Raw genomic sequence first — 17,406 nt, 5'->3', positions numbered from 1 at the left:
GGACTAACAGGGAGGAAACGTGTCATGTGTGGCATCGTCGGCGCGGTCGCGCAACGGGACATCGTCCCGATTCTGATTGAAGGATTGCGTCGCCTCGAGTATCGCGGCTACGATTCATGCGGCGTGGCGACGGTCGTGAACGGCCAGGCGCGTCGCGAACGCAGTGTGTCGCGTGTCGCCGATCTCGACGCGCACGTGCGCACCACCGGCCTGACCGGCAGCACCGGCATCGCGCACACGCGCTGGGCGACGCATGGCGCACCGGCAACCTGCAACGCGCATCCGATCTTCTCGCGCGACGAAATCGCGCTCGTGCACAACGGCATCATCGAAAACCACGAAACGTTGCGCAGGCAACTTTCAGACGCGCACTACGAATTCGACGGTCAGACCGACACCGAGGTCGTCGCGCACCTGATCCACAGCCAGTATCGCGGCGACCTACTTGCCGCCGTGCGCGCGGCGACATCGCAGCTTCACGGCGCCTACGCGATCGCCGTGTTCAGCAAGCATGAGCCGCAAAGGCTGATCGGCGCGAAGGTCGGCTCACCGCTCGTCGTCGGCTTGAAGGACGGCGAGTGCTTTCTCGCCTCCGACGCACTCGCGCTCGCCGGCATCACCGACCGCTTCATCTTTCTCGAGGAAGGCGACATCGTCGAACTGACGCCGGGCGGCGTTCGCGTACTCGATCGTGGCGGCGCACCGGTCGAGCGCGCGGTACAAACCATTTCCTCCGCGCAGGCCGCGGTCGAACTCGGGCCGTACCGGCATTTCATGCAGAAGGAGATTTTCGAGCAACCGGAGGCCGTGGCCGCGACCATCCCGGACGCGGGGCTGTTCGATCCGGCCGTATTCGGCCCCGACGCCGCGCGAGCGTTCGAGCAGATCGACAACGTGCTGATTCTCGCGTGCGGCACGAGCCACTATTCCGGCCTGACCGCGCGCCGCTGGCTCGAAACGATCGCGCGCGTGCCCGCGCAGGTCGAGATCGCGAGCGAATACCGTTACAGCGACGCACTCGCGATGCCGAATACGCTGGTGGTGAGCGTGTCGCAATCCGGCGAGACCGCCGACACGCTCGCCGCGCTCAAGTACGCGCAGGCGCTGGGCCATATCGACACGCTGGCGATCTGCAATGTGCCGACCAGCGCGATGATGCGGCAGACCGGCCTGCGCTTCCTGACGCGGGCCGGCCCGGAAATCGGCGTCGCGTCGACCAAGGCGTTCACGACGCAACTCGTTGCGCTGTTCATTCTCGCGGTCACGCTCGGCCGGCTGCGCGGCTACGTCGACGATGCGCAGCTCGCGCGCTACACGATGCAATTGCGGCGGCTGCCTGGTGCACTCGAGGATGTGCTCGGGCTCGAACCGCAGATCGAGCGCTGGGCGGAGGAATTCTCGCAACACGAGAATGCGCTGTTTCTCGGGCGCGGGCTGCACTACCCGATCGCGCTCGAAGGCGCGCTGAAGCTGAAGGAGATTTCGTATATCCACGCGGAGGCGTATCCCGCGGGCGAGTTGAAGCATGGGCCGCTCGCGCTCGTGACGCACACGATGCCGGTTGCCACGATCGCGCCGAACGACGCGTTGCTCGAGAAGCTGAAGTCGAACATGCAGGAAGTGCGGGCGCGCGGCGGGCAGCTTTACGTGTTCGCCGATGCCGATACGCGGATCGACAACAGCGAAGGCGTGTCGGTGCTGCGGATGCCCGATTACTACGGGTTGTTGTCGCCGATCCTGCATGTGGTGCCGTTGCAGCTGCTTGCGTATCACGCGGCGTGTCTGCGTGGCGCGGATATCGACAAGCCGAGGAATCTGGCGAAATCGGTGACGGTTGAGTGAGGGGGCTGGATAACCGAGGCGGACTGGTGAAGGTCCTTGAGGAATCAAGCTGGCCCGCCCTACACGATTCGAACGTGTGACCTACGGCTTAGAAGAACGGTAGTTTACAAATTGGCAAAAACGGAAGCGCAGTCAAATCAACGACTTGCAGCGATCGCCATCCCTAGTCGGCTGCGCTTCCGGTGCTAATTTTAGCCTTTTCCCGACGATTCACGTCAAGATTCCGTCAGAGTTTTCTGGGCGCCGTCAGCGCGTCGTAGTCGCGCTCGCACTGCTGGCCGGCGATGCGGGCGCGGTCAGCATACTCTGCCAGTTCACCCGCGCGCTCGTCAGCGCGGCCGAGCACGTCGGCAAGCAGATCGAGGGCGTCCCCGGCTGGCGCGCTTCCGGCGGTAGCGGCGGGATGGCGGGCGGCTGCAACGAGCTGGTCGACGCGCTGCTGCAGGCTGCCAGCGGCAGCACGAGCAGCAAAAGCATCTGCGAGCGCGGCCGTGCGTTGTTTGTTCGCATCTTTTGCGATCTCCGATTGGGCCGCGGTGCGGCGTTGTTCTTCGGCACGGGCCGCATCCACCGCGGCGAGCTGCGCTTTCTGCGCGGCGGCCGTCGTCTCGCGCACGCCGTCGGCATGCCCCTTGAAGTAGCAGGCGCCGGCGGTGATCGCGAGCGCGGCGACGAAGGCCAGCCAGAGGCGCGGGTCGAGGATCGTCATGCCGCCACCTGGCCGCCGGCCGTCTGGTACGCGGCGAGCAAGCGCTCGATGTCGTTCTCGTGCTGCCCGTAGCCCGCGCCAGGCAGGCTGGCCCAGACGCTCGACACCTTCGCGACCGCCTCGCGGAAACGGCCCGCATCGATCAACGGCAGCGCGCCACGCTCGCGCAGCTGCTGCAGCGCATAACGGTCCTGCGATACCGGGCCAAAGTCGGGCAACTGCAGCTGTGCCTGGTAGATGCGCCACCAGCGGTACAGGATCTGGTAGCGGCCGGCCGCCGTCGACGGAACAGGGATGTTGCGATTGAGCACGTTCGGGTGCGCAGCGTAGCTGGAGAACAGCAGTGGCCGCGTCGGCGTCGAGCCGACGAGCACGTTGTACCCGTCGTCGGACTTCGCGAGCAGCGCGGCGCCGATCTCGCTCGTGGCAATCGTGTCGAGGAACGCGATGCGGTTTTTGCCGCCCGCTGCGGCTGCGTCAATGCGTGCCATGGTTGTGCCCCTTCGTCCACCAGTACGCCTTGCGCCCCATCACCCACAGGCACACGATCGCCGTGCCGACCGTCATCATCGTCTCGGGCAGGTCGATAACAGGCAGCATGCGGATCGGCTTCAGTACGTTGACGGCGGCCGAGATACCGACGATCGAGAAGCCGACCGTGCCCCACCACCCAGTCGCGATCGCATCGGTGACGGCGATCCAGATGCAAAACGCGAGGATGATGAGGTTTGCGAAAACGAAAATCGTGACCATCACGGACCTCCGAAGATGCGTCGTTTCAGGGCCCCGATGAAGTCTGCGTTGTTGATTTCTTTGAAAAGCTCTTTCGTGACCGCTAGTCCGAACAGGCCGACGAGGAAGCCTATGGCCTGCTGCGCGCCGCTGTCACTTATGCCGAACCACGTGACGATCAGTGGACCGATGAAGTACGACACGGCTGCGCCTGAGACGAACGAGACGGCCTTCTGGCGACCGCTCAGGCCGTCGCCGATGAAGCGCAGGGCGATCAGCGAGCCGACAGCGCCAGGAATGACTTTCGCCAGTAGCGCACCAGCCGCTGCAAGGACGCTGGTTGTGGGTTCAGCCATTCTTTTCTCCACCCGGCGCCGCATCGGGAGCGCGCTCTGCATCGTCATGCCGCTTGTCGAATTGCGCCTGGATCTGCGCATTGATATCGCTCACTACCGGAGCCGCCTCGCCGTACGGGGCGAGCATCAGAGCCTTATTGATGACGTTCAGTTGAGCCGGTGTGAATGTAAGGGTGACGTTTTGCATGTTATGCACCGATGAGTCCATGAAGGAAGAGATCGTTGATGAGCTGCGCGACTGCTGCCGCAGTTTGAGCTGGCGATGCAGTTGCGGCGTTGAACGCCGCTTTGCTGCCACCCGAAGACGTACCCCATCCGCCTTGGCGAGCCGCAACCACCTGAGTGCCGCCGAAGTAATAGCCTCCGCCCGGGATCGCGATATTGAGGACACCGTTCGTTCCGATAGTGAACACGTTCGCACCTGCCATTGTCTGCAGGTTGAGCGTGCTGTTCGAAAAGACGATTCCGAAAGAGGCCGCCGTCGCATCGTTACGAATCCGAGCGACCTTATTGGTGCTGCCGTCGTACCAGACGATGCCGTTCTGGAAACCGAGCGCAACCGCCACTGCCTCGCCAGAATTGACCTGGACAGCCCCGGTCTGGATGACGATGCCCTTGTCGAAGTTGTTCCCGTTGGCGATGATCCCGATGGCCAGCGATGCACCCTGTGCGCCGACTACTTCTCCGCCGCTCGCGAGCCAAAGGGCGCTCGTCATGTTGTTTCCCGGATAGACATTCCCCGGGTAGACGATGCCCGTGTCGCCCATATTGACGATGTCAATCTCGAGACCTTGCGTGATGCCTGCACCGATCTGCCGACGTGCCTCGATATATCCGCCGTATCCCGTCTGAACTGCGGTCGCATTGTTGTTGTTCGCGTAACCGCTGATGCCAATACAGCCTTGCGAACCCGCCACACCGAAGTCGGAGGTGCGGGAGGCGCCGATGATGCCGATCTGGCCAATAGTCGACAGCACGGCAATCTCGGCGATCGACTCCGTGAAGGGTCGAAGCTGTTCCAGCCACGTTGCCACCGCGCCGATCTTCGTGCCTTTCGAAGAGGCGCCACCGTTGCCGAACTTCATGATGCGGCCCGACAAGGTGGCAGCACCGGTAAGAGTCGCTTGCGCATCGATCAGCCACGTGACAGCGGTGGTCGGCGCCGTTTGCAACTTCCACGTGCCTTCGGGCACGACGACTTGACCGTTCACGCCGACTGCCGAAGCAGCGAGATTGAACGCCGCAGATTCATCTGCAAGGCCATCCCCGATTCCCCCGAAATCCTTCACGCTGACCGGCTCGCGCATCTTGTCCTGCGCAGTGCGTTGCACGGCGCCGGATCCAATCTGGATGAACCCAACCGAACTGGAGCCATTCGGCCCACTGAGAACGCCGGTGATTTCGGAGACGACTTGATCCCAGATGACGGCCCCGAATTGATCGGTGACGACCTGGCGATAGGAGCCAGTTCCCCAGATGGTTGCCTGGCCGCGCGAATCCAGAGAAACCGGATTCGTGTTCGGCTGTGTCATGGCCTGGTCTTGCCATGTGTCCTTCTTAGTCGTGGTGCCGGGTGCATAGAACGTGACCGCCCCGTAGGCCAGCGGCTTCCCGTTCTGATCAATGAATTGTGTTTTCCCGTTCGGAAGGATGGAGGCCATTGCTACCTCAAAGCAAAAAGGCCACCGCAGCGGGTGGCCTATAATTGAAAAACCCCGCACTGGGCGGGGTTCGGGGAATCAAGTGGACGACCAAACTGTTCGAGCTATCGTCGTTGCTGCGTCATATGGCGTGATTGGGGCAATCTTCCCGGTCATCAAAAAACATCTATTTGCTTGGTGCGATCGCATTGATGAGCGCATTGCCCGTCGGCGCGGCGAGTGGAGCGACGAACTGGGAAAGCCCATTCCGTACTGGGACCGCGAACCCGGGGCGAGCCGTCAAGAGAGCCTGCGCAAGGCGCTGCCCAGTTCCCGTATAGGGAAGCGCCCCGAGGCCGATGCCGCCGAGCGTCCCAAGGGTCGATAGCGGCGCCGTAGCGAGTCCCGCGCCGATCGACCCGGGCGCGAGCAGCGCCATCAAGCCGCGACCGGCAGTTCCTGAGTCCGGATATTTCGACCCAAGCACGGACTGAGCCGCTGTCGAAAAGTCCTGCATCAGCGCATTCCCGGTCGCAGTTGCGCCCTTTCCGGCCGATCTATCACCGGCTTTGACTGCGTTCTGCAGTTGGGCAGCCGTGAAAATGCCTTCATTGTTCATGGCACCTTGAGATGCCGCGGCGGCACGCATACGCGCAAATCGCGCATATGCGGCGTTCGCATTCGAGAGTCCCTCTACCGCATCCGCGGGATTTGTCCGGGCGAGCGAATTCTCGACGGCCGATCGAATTTCTCCGATAGCGGCCCCCAATTGGCGATTGTCGAAAGACGGATCTCCCGAATAGCCTCGCGCGAGATCGCCGAGCTCTTCCTGCACTCCTTTCAGGGTTTGGCCGTCCATGTTTCCTTGAGGACCGACCTTCCCGAATATCTGAGTGCGCAGCGTATTCATGAACGTCTGTCGTTGCGCAGCGGGAAGTTGCTGAGCCATATCGGTAAGACGAAGAATGTCCGCCTGGAAGCCGGGATCGGCAGCCTGAAGCGACATGCGCCCGAGCGAATCATCGTAGGCGTCGCGAATCGCATTGCGAACCGCCCCGATCGCCTCTTGACCTGCGGGGCCTTCGTAAGTGGCGCCAATCGGCGCGAGCACCTCGTTATAGGTCGCCCGATTGAAATCCTGAAGCGTGCGTTGCTGAGCGTTCTTGATCATGTCCCCAAGAAACGGGACGCTTGAAAGCTTCGCTTCCGTTCGCGCAAAACCGCCCCCGAGAATTTGACCGGGCGTCATCGTCACGCCCGAATCCAGCAACCGCTGCTGGGCTGCACCTACGGTTGGCGAAACGGCCGCACCTACCGCCCTCACCAAAGGATTCGCGACGCCGCCAACGGCCGCTCCGGCAGCTGCCTGCCCAAGCTTCTGCTGCAGGAAATTCCCGGGCGTCGTGACGGGCTCAAGCAGACTGTTTGCGGCGCCCGACAGCATTCCGGCTCCGATGGTACCGAGGATACCTGAACCGGTAGGTAACGTCGCTGCCAGAGGAGCGGCTCCAATCACGTTTCCAGCCATTCGCCCCCAGTCGACGCCGGGCGTTTGGCGCTGCCCCGTCACAATCCCCGTAAGCGTCTGAGGCTGCTGCGCCGCGCGATCGGTGGCGTACTGCGCGTTCTGAGCCTGAATGGTCTGGTCGATCTGCGGGACCGCAGCATTGATGTCCTTCGCGAACTGCGAATCGGGGGCAACCTTGTTCGCAAGCCATGCGCCACCATGCACGAGCGATTGAACGCCACCTTTGATCGCATCGCCAATCCCCATCGTAACCGACCCCGGCGTTTGCCAAGGCTGACCAGTAATGGTGGGCTGAAGCGCGGTCTGCGGCGAGCCATTCGTCGCTAACAATTTTTTGGGGGCATTCGCAGCGCCGCCCTTTTCGGCCATCACGCCGGCGGCCATCGCCATCAACGGGTCGTCGGATTGCTGCTCAGACTGTTGCGTGGGCTGGCTGGTCGGCACAGCACCCGCGGCCGAAGCTTGGCTCGCGGGCTTCGGCGTGCCACCCATGATGCCGTGGGCCATGTCGAGCAGCGGCTCGCCAGTCGATGCCGTCGGCGCCGCGGCTGCCGGTGCCGGAGCGCCCGTCATCTGCGGCCCATTCAGGCGCTGCCCCGTCGCCGAGATCACCGGCGCACCGCCCATCTGCGCCGGCGTCAACTCGCTCGCATTGGCCGTGCCAGACAGCGCCGAGGCAATCGTGTCGCCGAACTTGCGCACCATGTCCACCGCGCTCGAGAGCTTGCCGACATACTTCGGGTCTTCGGCATAGCCGCCAGCCTTCAGCGCGCCAGCGTATGCCGTCGCATCCGCACCTTTCCCGACCGCATTCTGATACCGATTCGCGATCAGGTTGACGAAGTCGTTGCCAAAGTCGAGCGGCGAAGGATACGCGCGGTACTGGTCTACGGCCCCCGTCTGATTGTCCTTTGCGGCGACGCCCGGGCCCTTGATGTTGCCAAGGTTGTTCGTGCCAGGGATGATCGACTTCCCCCACCCCGTCTCAAGTCCCCATTGTCCGAGCAGCACGTCAGGCGCGACGCCGATGCGCTGGCTGACGGCCGCGGCCACCGGCCCGAATTGCTGGATGAACCCCTGAACGTCTGCCATCAGAATGCCCCGAGCGCCTTCATGGCCTGATAGTCCTTCATCCACGACTGCAACTTGCCATCCGCCTTCAGCTTCTGCATGGCCGCCTGTTGAGCAGCCGGGTCACCGAGCGAACGGATGTAGGAAACGTCCGGATTGAAGGACTGGTTCCACTTCGCCTCGAACTGCGGCAGTTGGCTCGTGTTGTTGCCGTTCTGCGCGAGGAAGTTCGTCGTCGCCTGCTGGCGATCGAGCAGCGCTTGTTGCAGGCCCTTCGCATGCGCGATCGATTCCTGAAGCGCCGGCAGGTTCATGTTGTTCGGGTCGGGCTGCCCGGCCTTGGCTGCGGCCACGCGAGCGTCGCTGCCCGATAGGCCCAGCGATTGGGCCGCTTGGTCGGCTGCGCTGTTCAGGTAGCTCACGGCGAGCTGATAGTCCTTCACAGGATCGCCAGTTACCTTCTCCTTCTCGGATGCAGGGAGCATATCCGTGAGGGTGCGCACGATCCCCGCGGCGGATGCAATCGGCCCGGACCCCTTGCCGGCAGCAATCGCACCCTGTACAGCCTGATTTGCGAGGTCATAGGTCTGCATCATCGGTTTGGCCTGCACGGCCGCCGTCGCGAGCGTGTTGTAGCGTGTCGCCGCGCCGCTCGCGATGTCAGATGCCCCCATCGGCGCGCCAGTCGCATAGCCGCCGCCCGGCTGCTGCGGAACCTGGCCGCCAGCCATCTGACCTTTCGTGTACGTGGTCGGCTGGCCGTTCTGATTGAGCGTGAGCCCAGGCGCAAGCGCCTCACTAGGCGAGAGGCCGTTTTGCACCGTATAGCCGACCGTGCCGACGCCGCCGCCTGCCGCGAGTGGGTTCTGGTTCACCGCGACAGTCGCCGGACCCGTGTTGACCTGAGCGTACTTCGGCATCATCGCGTTCAGTTGAGTCTCGCCACTCAAAGCCGACATGTAGTGCTGCTGCAGCCAGCCGCGCAATGCCTGCGGGTCCGATGGCATCGACTGCATTTCGGCTTGAAAGACTTGCGGCGTGATCGCGCCGGCTTGCAGCTGCGTAACGCCGAAACTCATCACGTCCTGCGGCGACAGATCGGGCTTCGTCAGCAGGCTGCCGAGACCCTGGCGCAGCGCGCTCTGCGTCTTCATTGCCTGATCCAGATTCGTACCCGTCAATGTCGCCTGCTTTTGCTGAGCATCGAGGATAGAGTTGTTGATTTGCGGCAGGTTGTATGCGCCAGCGCCTCCCGCCATGATCGACCGGAATTTGTTGTAGTCCGTATTGCCGTTCGCATCGGTTGACTGCTTGAACGCCTCCGACGCGGCTTGATTGGCTGCGAGTTGCTGCTGCATTGCCTGCCCGTTCGCATTCATATATCTGAACTGTGCGACCTGCAATGCCTGCTGCAGCGGGTTGAATTCGGCTGTCTTGACCTGTAGCGGAATCGAAGTATCGAGCGGCATCGTCACACCTGGAAGTAGATCGGGTTGCCGGCAGCTGTCGTACCATATGTCGGGTTCGCAGCAGTCGCGCTCGCCAACGCATTGTTGTTGAGCAGCCCGTAGGTCAATGCACCGCTACCGAGGCTACTCAGGCCATTCGAAAGCGCATTTGCTGCGCCGACAGTCCCGGATGCGCTCGCGTTCGCGCCGCTCATCAACGTATTCCCGATGTTGCCTGCGGCGGCGGCGCCGAGCGAGCCATTCGTCGCGGCCGCGTTCTGGCCGTTTCCGACCAAGCCGCTCAACCGATTGACGTTGTTCGCCGCCGAACTGTAGTTCGTGTTGAACGTCTGGAGCGCGCGATTGAAAACGTCGTTGTATGTCGAGTTCGCAAGCCCGGTCGCATACGTCGACGCCCCTTTCAGCGCGGCACCCGATGTTCCTAGACCACGCGCGGCCGCGCTGTTCTGCACCGACTTGAGTCCCTGATCGAGCGTGAACTGATAGCCCGGCGTCGCTGCCGCCTGGTCTGCGGTAGGCGCGGTGAACCGCTGCTGCAGCGGATTGTTCGGATCAGTCGAACCGAACGTGTACGTCCCGTCATCGTTCTTGGTGACGTTGTATCCCATCGCCGACAGCAAAGGATTGATCGCGGACGATCCCAAGTCCATATACGGCTTGAGATTCTTCTGCGTCTGCTGCCACTGTTGATTCTGGAGCGCGGCCGCATTGTTTGCGGCATCGGCCTGGGTCTGGGCGGCATCGCCGGCTGCGTTCGCGCCGATCACGCCGGAGGCAACGCTACCGACAACGCCAGCGCCTGCAATTGCAGCAGCTACGCACATGCTTCACCTCCCGGCAGATCTTTGAGCTTGAGTTCCATCACGACGTCATCGGCGATATAACCGCGGTGCTTGAGAATCTCAAACAGGGCGCCCGTCATCGTGACGGGCCAGCCGATGATGCTGACGCCATGATCGCGAAGCGTATCTTCGATCTTCGACATGAGGCGCGGCATCGATCGACGATGATCCGGCTGCACGAAGAACGTGTCGACGTTGCCGCACAATTCAGTCTTCAGATGCAGGCTTCGATAGAGAATCGCCAGGGCATATCCATGAAGGACGCCTTCATCATCCCGCAGGGTGAAAGCGATCAGCGATTGATGGCTGGACAGATAAATGTACTGATCGATGTCCGGATCGATCGCAAGGCCGCGTTGCCCGTGATAGGCGCATGTATCCTTCTTGATCTCCGAGCACTCGTCCCAGCTCTGCTGGCCGAGTGGAACAATTTCGTCCGCAAGTTCGCGAGTGAAATTTTCGATGGCGATCTTCATTGCTGTACGTTCTCCGCGCCGGATACGGTCAGCGTCACGCCGTTGCCGCTCGCAAAGATCTGCTGGCCGGCCTGAAGCTTGTGGCCGATGATCTGCGGGATCTGAGCGGGTGACCCAGCCGGAACATTCGTCGACCACACGGTCGTCGCGTCGGCCGCCGAGCCTGCTGCAGGAGCGATGTAAATCTTCAGCGCGACGACGGCACCGGTCGGATTCCACGCCGTCGCTTGATGAATGGCGGTCGTCGTGCCCGCGGGCGCCGTGTATTCGGAAACGGGAGAGCCCGTCAGCACGGCTTGGAAAAGCTGTTTCCACGTGATCATGGATGCCTCTTGTCTATCAGGAAAATTCCCACACTTCGCACCAGCCGTTGCCACCCGAAGCACCCGTTTGCGCCGCCTGGCTAGCTTGTGCGTTTGCGCCGCCACCGCCGAAGCCGAAGCCGGCGCCGACGTTCGCGCCGGTTCCTAGCCGGGGCTGGCCGCCGGCGCCGATAGGCGAATTGCCCCCCGGGCCGCTTTCCGAGAGCGAACCAGCCGCGAATACGAGGCCCGCGTTGCCCCCGATGCCGGGGATCGACAGGAGCGTTGTGCCGCCAGTTACGGTTGCCGCTGCAGTCGTGCCGCTACCGGCCGTGAAGCCGGGTGCGCTCAGTGCAGATCCGGCGTTACCGCCGGTTCCGCCCGGCGCGCTGATCGCGCTGCCGAACGTTGCTGCTGTACCGGCGCCCCCTGCGGCGGCACTCACGCCCGCGCCCGCTGTTCCGAGGCTGACAGTCAAGCCGTTCAGGGCAGAAGCTGCGAAGAGCGCCTCGACATACGCGCCTGCACCGCCGCCGCCAGCTGCAGCGGACTGTCCCGCTCCGGTCGCAGCCGTACCGCCGCCAGCGCCGCCGGGACCCTGCATTCGCACGAGCACCGTGTTTGCGCCCGCAGTCGGGGTATATGTGCCGTTCGAAAGCGAACGAATTGCCAGAAGGCGACCCGCTTCCGTCGTCACGAAACCTGCGCCGTTTGTCAGATGTGCCGTATCGGTTGGAATCGACACGCCTGCGCCAAGCTGCGCATCGAAATCCTGCGTGGCAAATGTCGACGCGCCAGAAGCACCGTCAATGCGCTGCTCGAGTTCTCGGATGCGGTTGAGCAGATCGCCGGTCGCCGACGCATCGCCGCTTTCGCCGCGCTCGTCAGGCGCGCGCACCGCAGCAGCCATTGCCTGCGCGGCTACCGCCTCCGCTGCATCGATCAGTGCGTAAATCTTCGAAAGGTCAGGCGACGGCTCCCCGGCCGATGTTTCCGTTTGCAGGTCTGCGATAGCCTTTTGCATCGCAGACGTATCGTTTCCCGATTCCGATCCTGTCCGACTGAATAGCGCCATGAAGAACAGGCGCCAATGGGGAGTCAGGTTTCCAGATGCGTCGAGCGGATTCCCGGAAGGGAAATTTGCCTGCGTGTTCACGTGCGTGCCCTCGACACGTCGACCCAGGCACCGTTCAGCGCGGTTTTGATCGGCTCGGACCATGACAACTCGAACACGCGGTCACGTGCGTAGCCGAGACGCTGAAACTGGATCGATGTGCGGAATTCGCCGCGGCGCCCCATCGTGGCCGTCACTGGATTTCCCCACGTTGCGCCGCGATCATCGCTCCAGCGCAGACTTACGAGCGGATCTGTGGCATCGTCCAGCATCCCTGCGCCCACTTCCATATCTGCAATGAACTGGCGGAACATCACGCGGTTTCCGTCGGCTCCCAAGATGTGCGGAAACGATCGAATGCGCTGGATCGGCGCCCCGTTGTCGGTGTAGGCGTTCGGGTCGAGGGCATAGACTGCACCTGTCTGCCAATCGCCGACGAGATTGCGGCCGGCGTTGAACGAATGGCAGTTCATGCGGTGCCGGCTGAGCGATCCGTCGGCCTCGAGATACGCGCGCTGGTGCCACTGCCCAGTCGCCGTGTCGAAGCACCACGTCGCATTCGCGCTCGGGAATGTCAGAACATAGAAGGCATGGCCGCCTTGCATGTACGAAAAGCCGATCGCATCGTTAATGCGGGCATACGCACTGATAGCTTGCTCAAGAGCGTGCGTCGAGATGCGTTCGGCCTGGTAATTGCGCCCCGCGAAAACGACGCCCTGCCCCTGGAGATCATGCCCGAGCCAAAACAGCGCAAGATCGATCTTTGCGACCGAATGCTTCGCAGCGCAGCCGTGCTCGATGAACACGCCCGGCATCCGGCCAAACGTGAAATCAGACGAGCCCGTGTTGAACCAAACCTCCGTTGTCAATTCGCCGAACAGCCAGATCTCGCGATGCATCACTGCCAGCGTGACAAGGTCGTCCGAATAGGTCGATTTCGAGGCGATATCCAGCGGATCGAATGTGACGTCGTTGTACTTCGAGATATAAAACTGCGTGCTGTTCGGCTTGTTGAACACGAAATAGCCGTCGACGAAATCGACCTTGTCGGCACCGTAGAACGCCGGATCAGTACAGCGCGTCATGGTGCGGTTCGCGAGATCCACGATGAATCCAGCCGTACTGCCATCGACAATGAAAATAGACGTCCCGTTGTCGACCATCGAAACAGGGCCACTCTCTGTCGTAATCGATCCCAACGAACTGTAATTGTTGAGCGTATCGACCGAATAGACGATGTCGTGAACCACCTCGTAGCGCGCGCCGTTCGATGCGGTGTAGATACATCGCGATTCTCCGGCGAGCGGAGGATTCGAAACGAGCGTCAAGCCCGGCGTCGGGTAGTACGTGAACGGCACCGGTGCGTCCTGCGCGTTCTGCTCCCCATACAGGTTCACGCAGCGCTGCGCCTCCGCTATCAGGCTTTTCGCGGCGTACGCGCCGACAGTCAGAGGGACGCGCATCAGCTTCGAGATCCCAGTGGCGCAAACAAACGCTCTGCCGGCCAGCCGCGCCACACTCGGTGCCGAAGCGTTTTGAGGTTGATCCCTGACACTTCCGATGCCTCTCTGATGGTCATTTCGCCCACTGGCGTTTGAATCTTGGGATGAGCCTGATTGGCGCGCTGCTCTTTTGTGGTTGCCCATCGGCAATTGCCGGGCTCGTAATCGCCATCGTTGTCGATGCGCTCAATGGACAACCCTTCCTGATACGTCGATCCCATGTCTTCGTAGAATCTTTCGAACGACTGCCAGCGCTCGCATACCTTGATGCCGCGACCGCCGTAGCGATGGAACATCTCATGCTTCGGGTTGCCGCAACGCGCTTTCATGCCGCTCCAGACTACATTCAATTTTGTTTTCGCCATGCCATGGGTGCGATGCAATTCGCTGTTCACTTCCTTCCTGAGGCATCCGCATGAAAGGCTTCGTCCTTTTCTGAGACTCTGCCCTGCAACGAGGGCTTCTGCTCCGCACTCGCAGAGGCACAACCAATTGAACTGCTTCCCCTTCTTTTCGCCAATGCGCAACACCGTCCAGCGTCCGAATTTCATCCCAGCGAGATCAATCACAGCGCCCATGTCAGCTCCATTAGGTTTGAATTCCTAAGTGGAACATTATCAATGTTTGACCTAATAAGGCCTATCGCTATAGATGTTGTACCTCTGCTTCGTCGCGAGCCCGCGCGGCATGCTCATCGCCCGGATCTGCACGTTCATGCGCTTGACGACGCGCTTAGCGTTCATCGCGAGGCGCACCAGCGCCGCCTGGGGGTCCAACTGATATGACGGCGCCAGATAGCACGCGAGGTTGTAGCGGATCGCGGCCATATACTGCGGCGGAAGGTTGATCACGTCGGCCGGCGTCACGAACTGCGGAAGTTCCTCGAGCGTCACGATGTGCAACTCAAAACTCGCGTTCGGTACCGGATACATGAACAGCGTGCCGAGCGGCCACGCCGAGTCGTAGAACGCATAGTTCGGGAACGACTGCAGCGCCTTGAGCGCGATACGCGCGTAATCCTCGCGCGCCGGGATGATCGTCACCGGATAGTCGATCGGCGTCGCGGTACCCGGGTTCAGGCGTGCATATGCCGCGTTGATCTGGTACGGCCACGACGGCGTGTTGAAGTTGCCGCCGGGGCCGACCGTGTACGACTGCGCGCCGGTCGATTGCAGCGCCGTGTCGACGAGGTGATAGACGCTCAGGCGCTCGCCCTGCCACTGGCCGAGCATCGCGTTAAGCGTGTTCAGCGCGTCCTCCGTATCGTCGGGCGAGATCGACTGCCCGATACCCAGCGCGCCGATGTCCTTCAGCGCGAGGGTGATCAGGTCGACGGCGGTTGTCACGCTGCCTCCAACGCCGCGCGGATCTTGTCGTTCGACCAACGCTTGTCGATCCGCACGCCCTTCTCTTCGGCGATCTGGATCAGCACTACGCGCTCATCGTCGGCCGCAACATCGACGTTGCTGCCCGCGGTCGCCGGGAGCGCGGCCTCTTCCTCGGCGCTGTGCACGAGAACGTCGCCCACCCACTTCGGATATTCGACGAAATCCGGCGCTTGCTCGCGCGGCACGAGTTCAACGCGCGCCGGTTTGCTCCAGCCTTCTCCAAGCGCCTCGAACGCGGCCTGCGATTCGACGATCTGCTGCACGCCGTCCGGGCCAGTTACCCACATCGGGAATTCTTGGAACACGTTGCCTCCGGAAACAAAAACCCCCGCCGAAGCGGGGGTAGATTGCTGAATCAGGACGCCCATCAGCGGACGATCCGGCAGGCCAGCTCGTTGTACACCGGCGCCCAGCCGTACAGCACGTCGATCCGGCACGGGACGGTATCGGTGCCGATCGCGTACTGACGAGCGATCCGCATCGAGATGCCCTTGTGCACGCGGCGCGCGCCCCAAGCACCGTACTTGCTGACGTCTTCAAGGTCGGCGGTTGCCAGCGTGAACGCGTCGCGGTGATATGCGAGGCTCGCCGTGTACTGCGTCGATGCAGCGATATCCCACGTGACCACAGCAGCATTCGCCGGGCCGGCCGTGACCGTCTGGTACTGCTGGTTCGACGCGGCCGTGTTGATCGCCGGGAAGATCGACAGCGTCGCGTTGCCCGAACCATCCGCCGTCGCGTTCGCCAGCACCGTGAACTGGCGCAGCACGCCCGTCGATTGACGGTTCTGCGGGTTCACGCCGTAGACACCGGCGATCGTGAACGTGTCGCCCTTGTTCACGGTCGCCGCGGCGCCGAGGCCCGTGACGAGCAGCGTCGAGCCGGTTTGGCCCGCGCCCGAGACGGTGCCGTTCGTGCGCGTGCCCGTCGTGAACGTGTTCACGTTCTGGTCCATGCCGATGTCGAAGCCGAGGCCCGACGGCGAGAAGATGCCGCTGTCGTATTGCTCGCCGATCTTGTTCGACGGATTGAACAGGCCGGCGGCCGACTTCACCATCGAGCCGTTCGTCGCCGGATCCCATACGACAGTGCGTCGACCGTCGCGCGGAGCGGCTTCGTTGTCGAGCTTCACGCCAGCATCGAGCAGCACCTTGATGTCGTTCGGTGTGGTGCCGACCGTGCCGACGTTGTTCGCGACCGTCGTCGCCAGACCCAGCCCGTCGAAGTCGATCTTGTTGGCGATCGTCGCCATGGCCGGCTTGATGTATCGGTCCGCGAACTCGTCGACGATGAGGGTCAGCTCTTGCGAACTGAACGTGAAGTCGACGTGGAACTGCGTCGTCAGCGTGATCGGCACCGACGTTTCGTTCACGTTCTCGATGTTCAGCGCCGGCCCGGTCGTACCGACGAAGCGGTTCGGCTTGCGAGCGTTGACGGTCGCGCCGATCTTCGCGCCACTGACCGCGAACTCGTCCGAGTAATCGCGATTCGAGCGGGCCGTGAAGGTCAGCATGTTCTCGAGAATCATCAGCGATTCGTCGAGGATCTTGACGGGTGTGAGAAGGGTGTTTGCCATTTATCGCCTCATGAGCGGTTGCGTTTGCGCCATGCGACGTAATCCGCTGTCGTGGCAAATTCCTCCGGTTCAACCGGTGCGGATTTGCCGCCAACAGGCGAGATCGGCGCGGGCGCCTTCGATACGGGAGCGGGTTTCGCCTGACCGACCGTCGTTTCGAGACGGGCCAGTTCAAGCGCCATACGGAGCGGAGGAAGGGACAGCAAGCGCTCGGCTTCTTCGGGGTGCTGGCCGAGGTGATGAAGCACCTTATGACCGGCATCCATCGCCGTGACAGCCTCCAGGAACTCCGGCGATGCGCCGCCGAGCATCTGGAAGGTGCGCAGCGATGCGTCCCAGTCCGGAAACTCGGTCTTGCCGGCGTCGAACACCTTGTTGCAGGCCGCATCGAACTTTTCTTGCTCGATGAGACGCTTCGCCTCTGCGCGGATTTGCTCCGCGGTCATCGGCTGCGCATTGGGTGTCGCGGTGTCCGGCTGGAGTTCACGCAGGCGCGCCTCGAGAGCTTCGCGCTGCCGCTTTTCCTCATGCTTCTCCCGCGTGAGCTGATCGATGCGCCGTTGAACCCACTCGTTCTTGGGCTTTTCCTGCGGCTGCGACTCGACTGCTCCTGCGGGTTGCTCGGTGCCCGATTCCGTGCTCGTTTCAGCGGGCTCGTGCGCCGGTTCCGGGTTTTCCGTCGTCGGCGGTACGGTGACTTCCGTCGGTACTGCGTTGTCTTCGGTTTGCATGGACGTATCCAAGGATTTGAGCCCGGTGATGCCGCGCCGGTACGGAAAGCAAAAAGGCCCGCTCCTTTCGGATGCGGGCCTTCGGGGAAGAATCTTTCGCCTACAATTCAGCGGTTATTCAGGAGAAA

The 17,406-nt window shown here is 62.4% G+C and carries 19 protein-coding genes; 1 reads left to right on the top strand and 18 read right to left on the bottom strand.

Annotated features, from left to right (window positions below; all coding sequences use genetic code 11):
* Positions 1–24 precede the first annotated feature (24 nt).
* On the top strand, positions 25–1,842 hold the full coding sequence (gene glmS / locus CFB45_RS07200; protein WP_089425068.1) for a glutamine--fructose-6-phosphate transaminase (isomerizing): 1,818 nt from the start codon (positions 25–27) through the stop codon (positions 1,840–1,842).
* 226 nt (positions 1,843–2,068) lie between these two features.
* On the opposite strand, the gene CFB45_RS07190 is transcribed toward glmS, so the two are convergent.
* The 18 genes from CFB45_RS07190 to CFB45_RS07120 all read right to left on the bottom strand — a co-directional run bounded on the left by CFB45_RS07190 (position 2,069) and on the right by CFB45_RS07120 (position 17,278).
* A complete protein-coding gene (locus CFB45_RS07190) occupies positions 2,069–2,551 on the bottom strand; it encodes a DUF2514 family protein (RefSeq protein ID WP_089425067.1) in 483 nt (160 codons plus the stop codon).
* Entirely contained in the window at positions 2,548–3,042 is a 495-nt protein-coding gene (locus CFB45_RS07185; RefSeq protein ID WP_089425066.1) for a glycoside hydrolase family 24 protein, read from the bottom strand. Before CFB45_RS07185 ends, CFB45_RS07190 begins: the two co-directional genes overlap by 4 nt.
* A complete protein-coding gene (locus CFB45_RS07180) occupies positions 3,029–3,304 on the bottom strand; it encodes a holin (protein WP_226180214.1) in 276 nt (91 codons plus the stop codon). The genes CFB45_RS07185 and CFB45_RS07180 overlap by 14 nt, the downstream gene beginning before the upstream one ends.
* A complete protein-coding gene (locus tag CFB45_RS07175; protein WP_089425882.1) occupies positions 3,304–3,639 on the bottom strand; it encodes a holin in 336 nt (111 codons plus the stop codon). Before CFB45_RS07175 ends, CFB45_RS07180 begins: the two co-directional genes overlap by 1 nt.
* A complete protein-coding gene (locus CFB45_RS38240) occupies positions 3,632–3,826 on the bottom strand; it encodes a hypothetical protein (protein ID WP_144025181.1) in 195 nt (64 codons plus the stop codon). The genes CFB45_RS07175 and CFB45_RS38240 overlap by 8 nt, the downstream gene beginning before the upstream one ends.
* A 1-nt stretch (position 3,827) precedes the next feature.
* Positions 3,828–5,300, bottom strand: coding sequence for a hypothetical protein (locus CFB45_RS07170; RefSeq protein WP_089425064.1), 1,473 nt, complete (start codon positions 5,298–5,300; stop codon positions 3,828–3,830).
* A 166-nt stretch (positions 5,301–5,466) separates the two neighbouring features.
* Entirely contained in the window at positions 5,467–7,944 is a 2,478-nt protein-coding gene (locus CFB45_RS07165) for a glycoside hydrolase family 73 protein (protein WP_144025180.1), read from the bottom strand.
* Positions 7,899–9,347, bottom strand: a complete 1,449-nt coding sequence (locus CFB45_RS07160; protein WP_089425062.1) for a hypothetical protein — start codon at positions 9,345–9,347, stop codon at positions 7,899–7,901. The genes CFB45_RS07165 and CFB45_RS07160 overlap by 46 nt, the downstream gene beginning before the upstream one ends.
* A gap of 2 nt (positions 9,348–9,349) precedes the next feature.
* The gene (locus CFB45_RS07155) at positions 9,350–10,171 is read right to left on the bottom strand and encodes a hypothetical protein (protein WP_144025179.1); all 822 of its coding nucleotides are present in this window, start codon (positions 10,169–10,171) and stop codon (positions 9,350–9,352) included.
* Positions 10,162–10,665, bottom strand: a complete 504-nt coding sequence (locus CFB45_RS07150; protein ID WP_089425060.1) for a hypothetical protein — start codon at positions 10,663–10,665, stop codon at positions 10,162–10,164. The genes CFB45_RS07155 and CFB45_RS07150 overlap by 10 nt, the downstream gene beginning before the upstream one ends.
* Positions 10,662–10,988 (bottom strand): hypothetical protein, encoded by a 327-nt coding sequence (locus tag CFB45_RS07145; protein WP_089425059.1) that lies wholly within the window; start codon positions 10,986–10,988, stop codon positions 10,662–10,664. Before CFB45_RS07145 ends, CFB45_RS07150 begins: the two co-directional genes overlap by 4 nt.
* A 16-nt stretch (positions 10,989–11,004) precedes the next feature.
* A complete protein-coding gene (locus tag CFB45_RS38235) occupies positions 11,005–12,123 on the bottom strand; it encodes a hypothetical protein (protein ID WP_144025178.1) in 1,119 nt (372 codons plus the stop codon).
* The gene (locus CFB45_RS07140; RefSeq protein ID WP_089425058.1) at positions 12,120–13,544 is read right to left on the bottom strand and encodes a packaged DNA stabilization protein; all 1,425 of its coding nucleotides are present in this window, start codon (positions 13,542–13,544) and stop codon (positions 12,120–12,122) included. Before CFB45_RS07140 ends, CFB45_RS38235 begins: the two co-directional genes overlap by 4 nt.
* On the bottom strand, positions 13,544–14,161 hold the full coding sequence (locus tag CFB45_RS38960) for an AP2 domain-containing protein (RefSeq protein WP_179255045.1): 618 nt from the start codon (positions 14,159–14,161) through the stop codon (positions 13,544–13,546). The genes CFB45_RS07140 and CFB45_RS38960 overlap by 1 nt, the downstream gene beginning before the upstream one ends.
* A 51-nt stretch (positions 14,162–14,212) precedes the next feature.
* Positions 14,213–14,929: a phage adaptor protein gene (locus CFB45_RS07135; protein WP_089425057.1), complete on the bottom strand. Its 717-nt coding sequence runs from the start codon at positions 14,927–14,929 to the stop codon at positions 14,213–14,215.
* Positions 14,926–15,339 (bottom strand): hypothetical protein, encoded by a 414-nt coding sequence (locus CFB45_RS07130; RefSeq protein WP_144025176.1) that lies wholly within the window; start codon positions 15,337–15,339, stop codon positions 14,926–14,928. Before CFB45_RS07130 ends, CFB45_RS07135 begins: the two co-directional genes overlap by 4 nt.
* Positions 15,339–16,547: a P22 phage major capsid protein family protein gene (locus tag CFB45_RS07125; protein WP_089425055.1), complete on the bottom strand. Its 1,209-nt coding sequence runs from the start codon at positions 16,545–16,547 to the stop codon at positions 15,339–15,341. The genes CFB45_RS07130 and CFB45_RS07125 overlap by 1 nt, the downstream gene beginning before the upstream one ends.
* Positions 16,548–16,555: 8 nt before the next feature.
* Positions 16,556–17,278, bottom strand: coding sequence for a hypothetical protein (locus CFB45_RS07120; RefSeq protein WP_089425054.1), 723 nt, complete (start codon positions 17,276–17,278; stop codon positions 16,556–16,558).
* Positions 17,279–17,406 lie beyond the last annotated feature (128 nt).

The sequence above is a fragment of the Burkholderia sp. HI2500 genome (assembly GCF_002223055.1).
In the GTDB taxonomy this organism is placed as follows: Bacteria; Pseudomonadota; Gammaproteobacteria; order Burkholderiales; family Burkholderiaceae; genus Burkholderia.
Note: the sequence above shows the minus strand (reverse complement) of the source record. Positions and strands in the feature narration are given on the sequence as shown.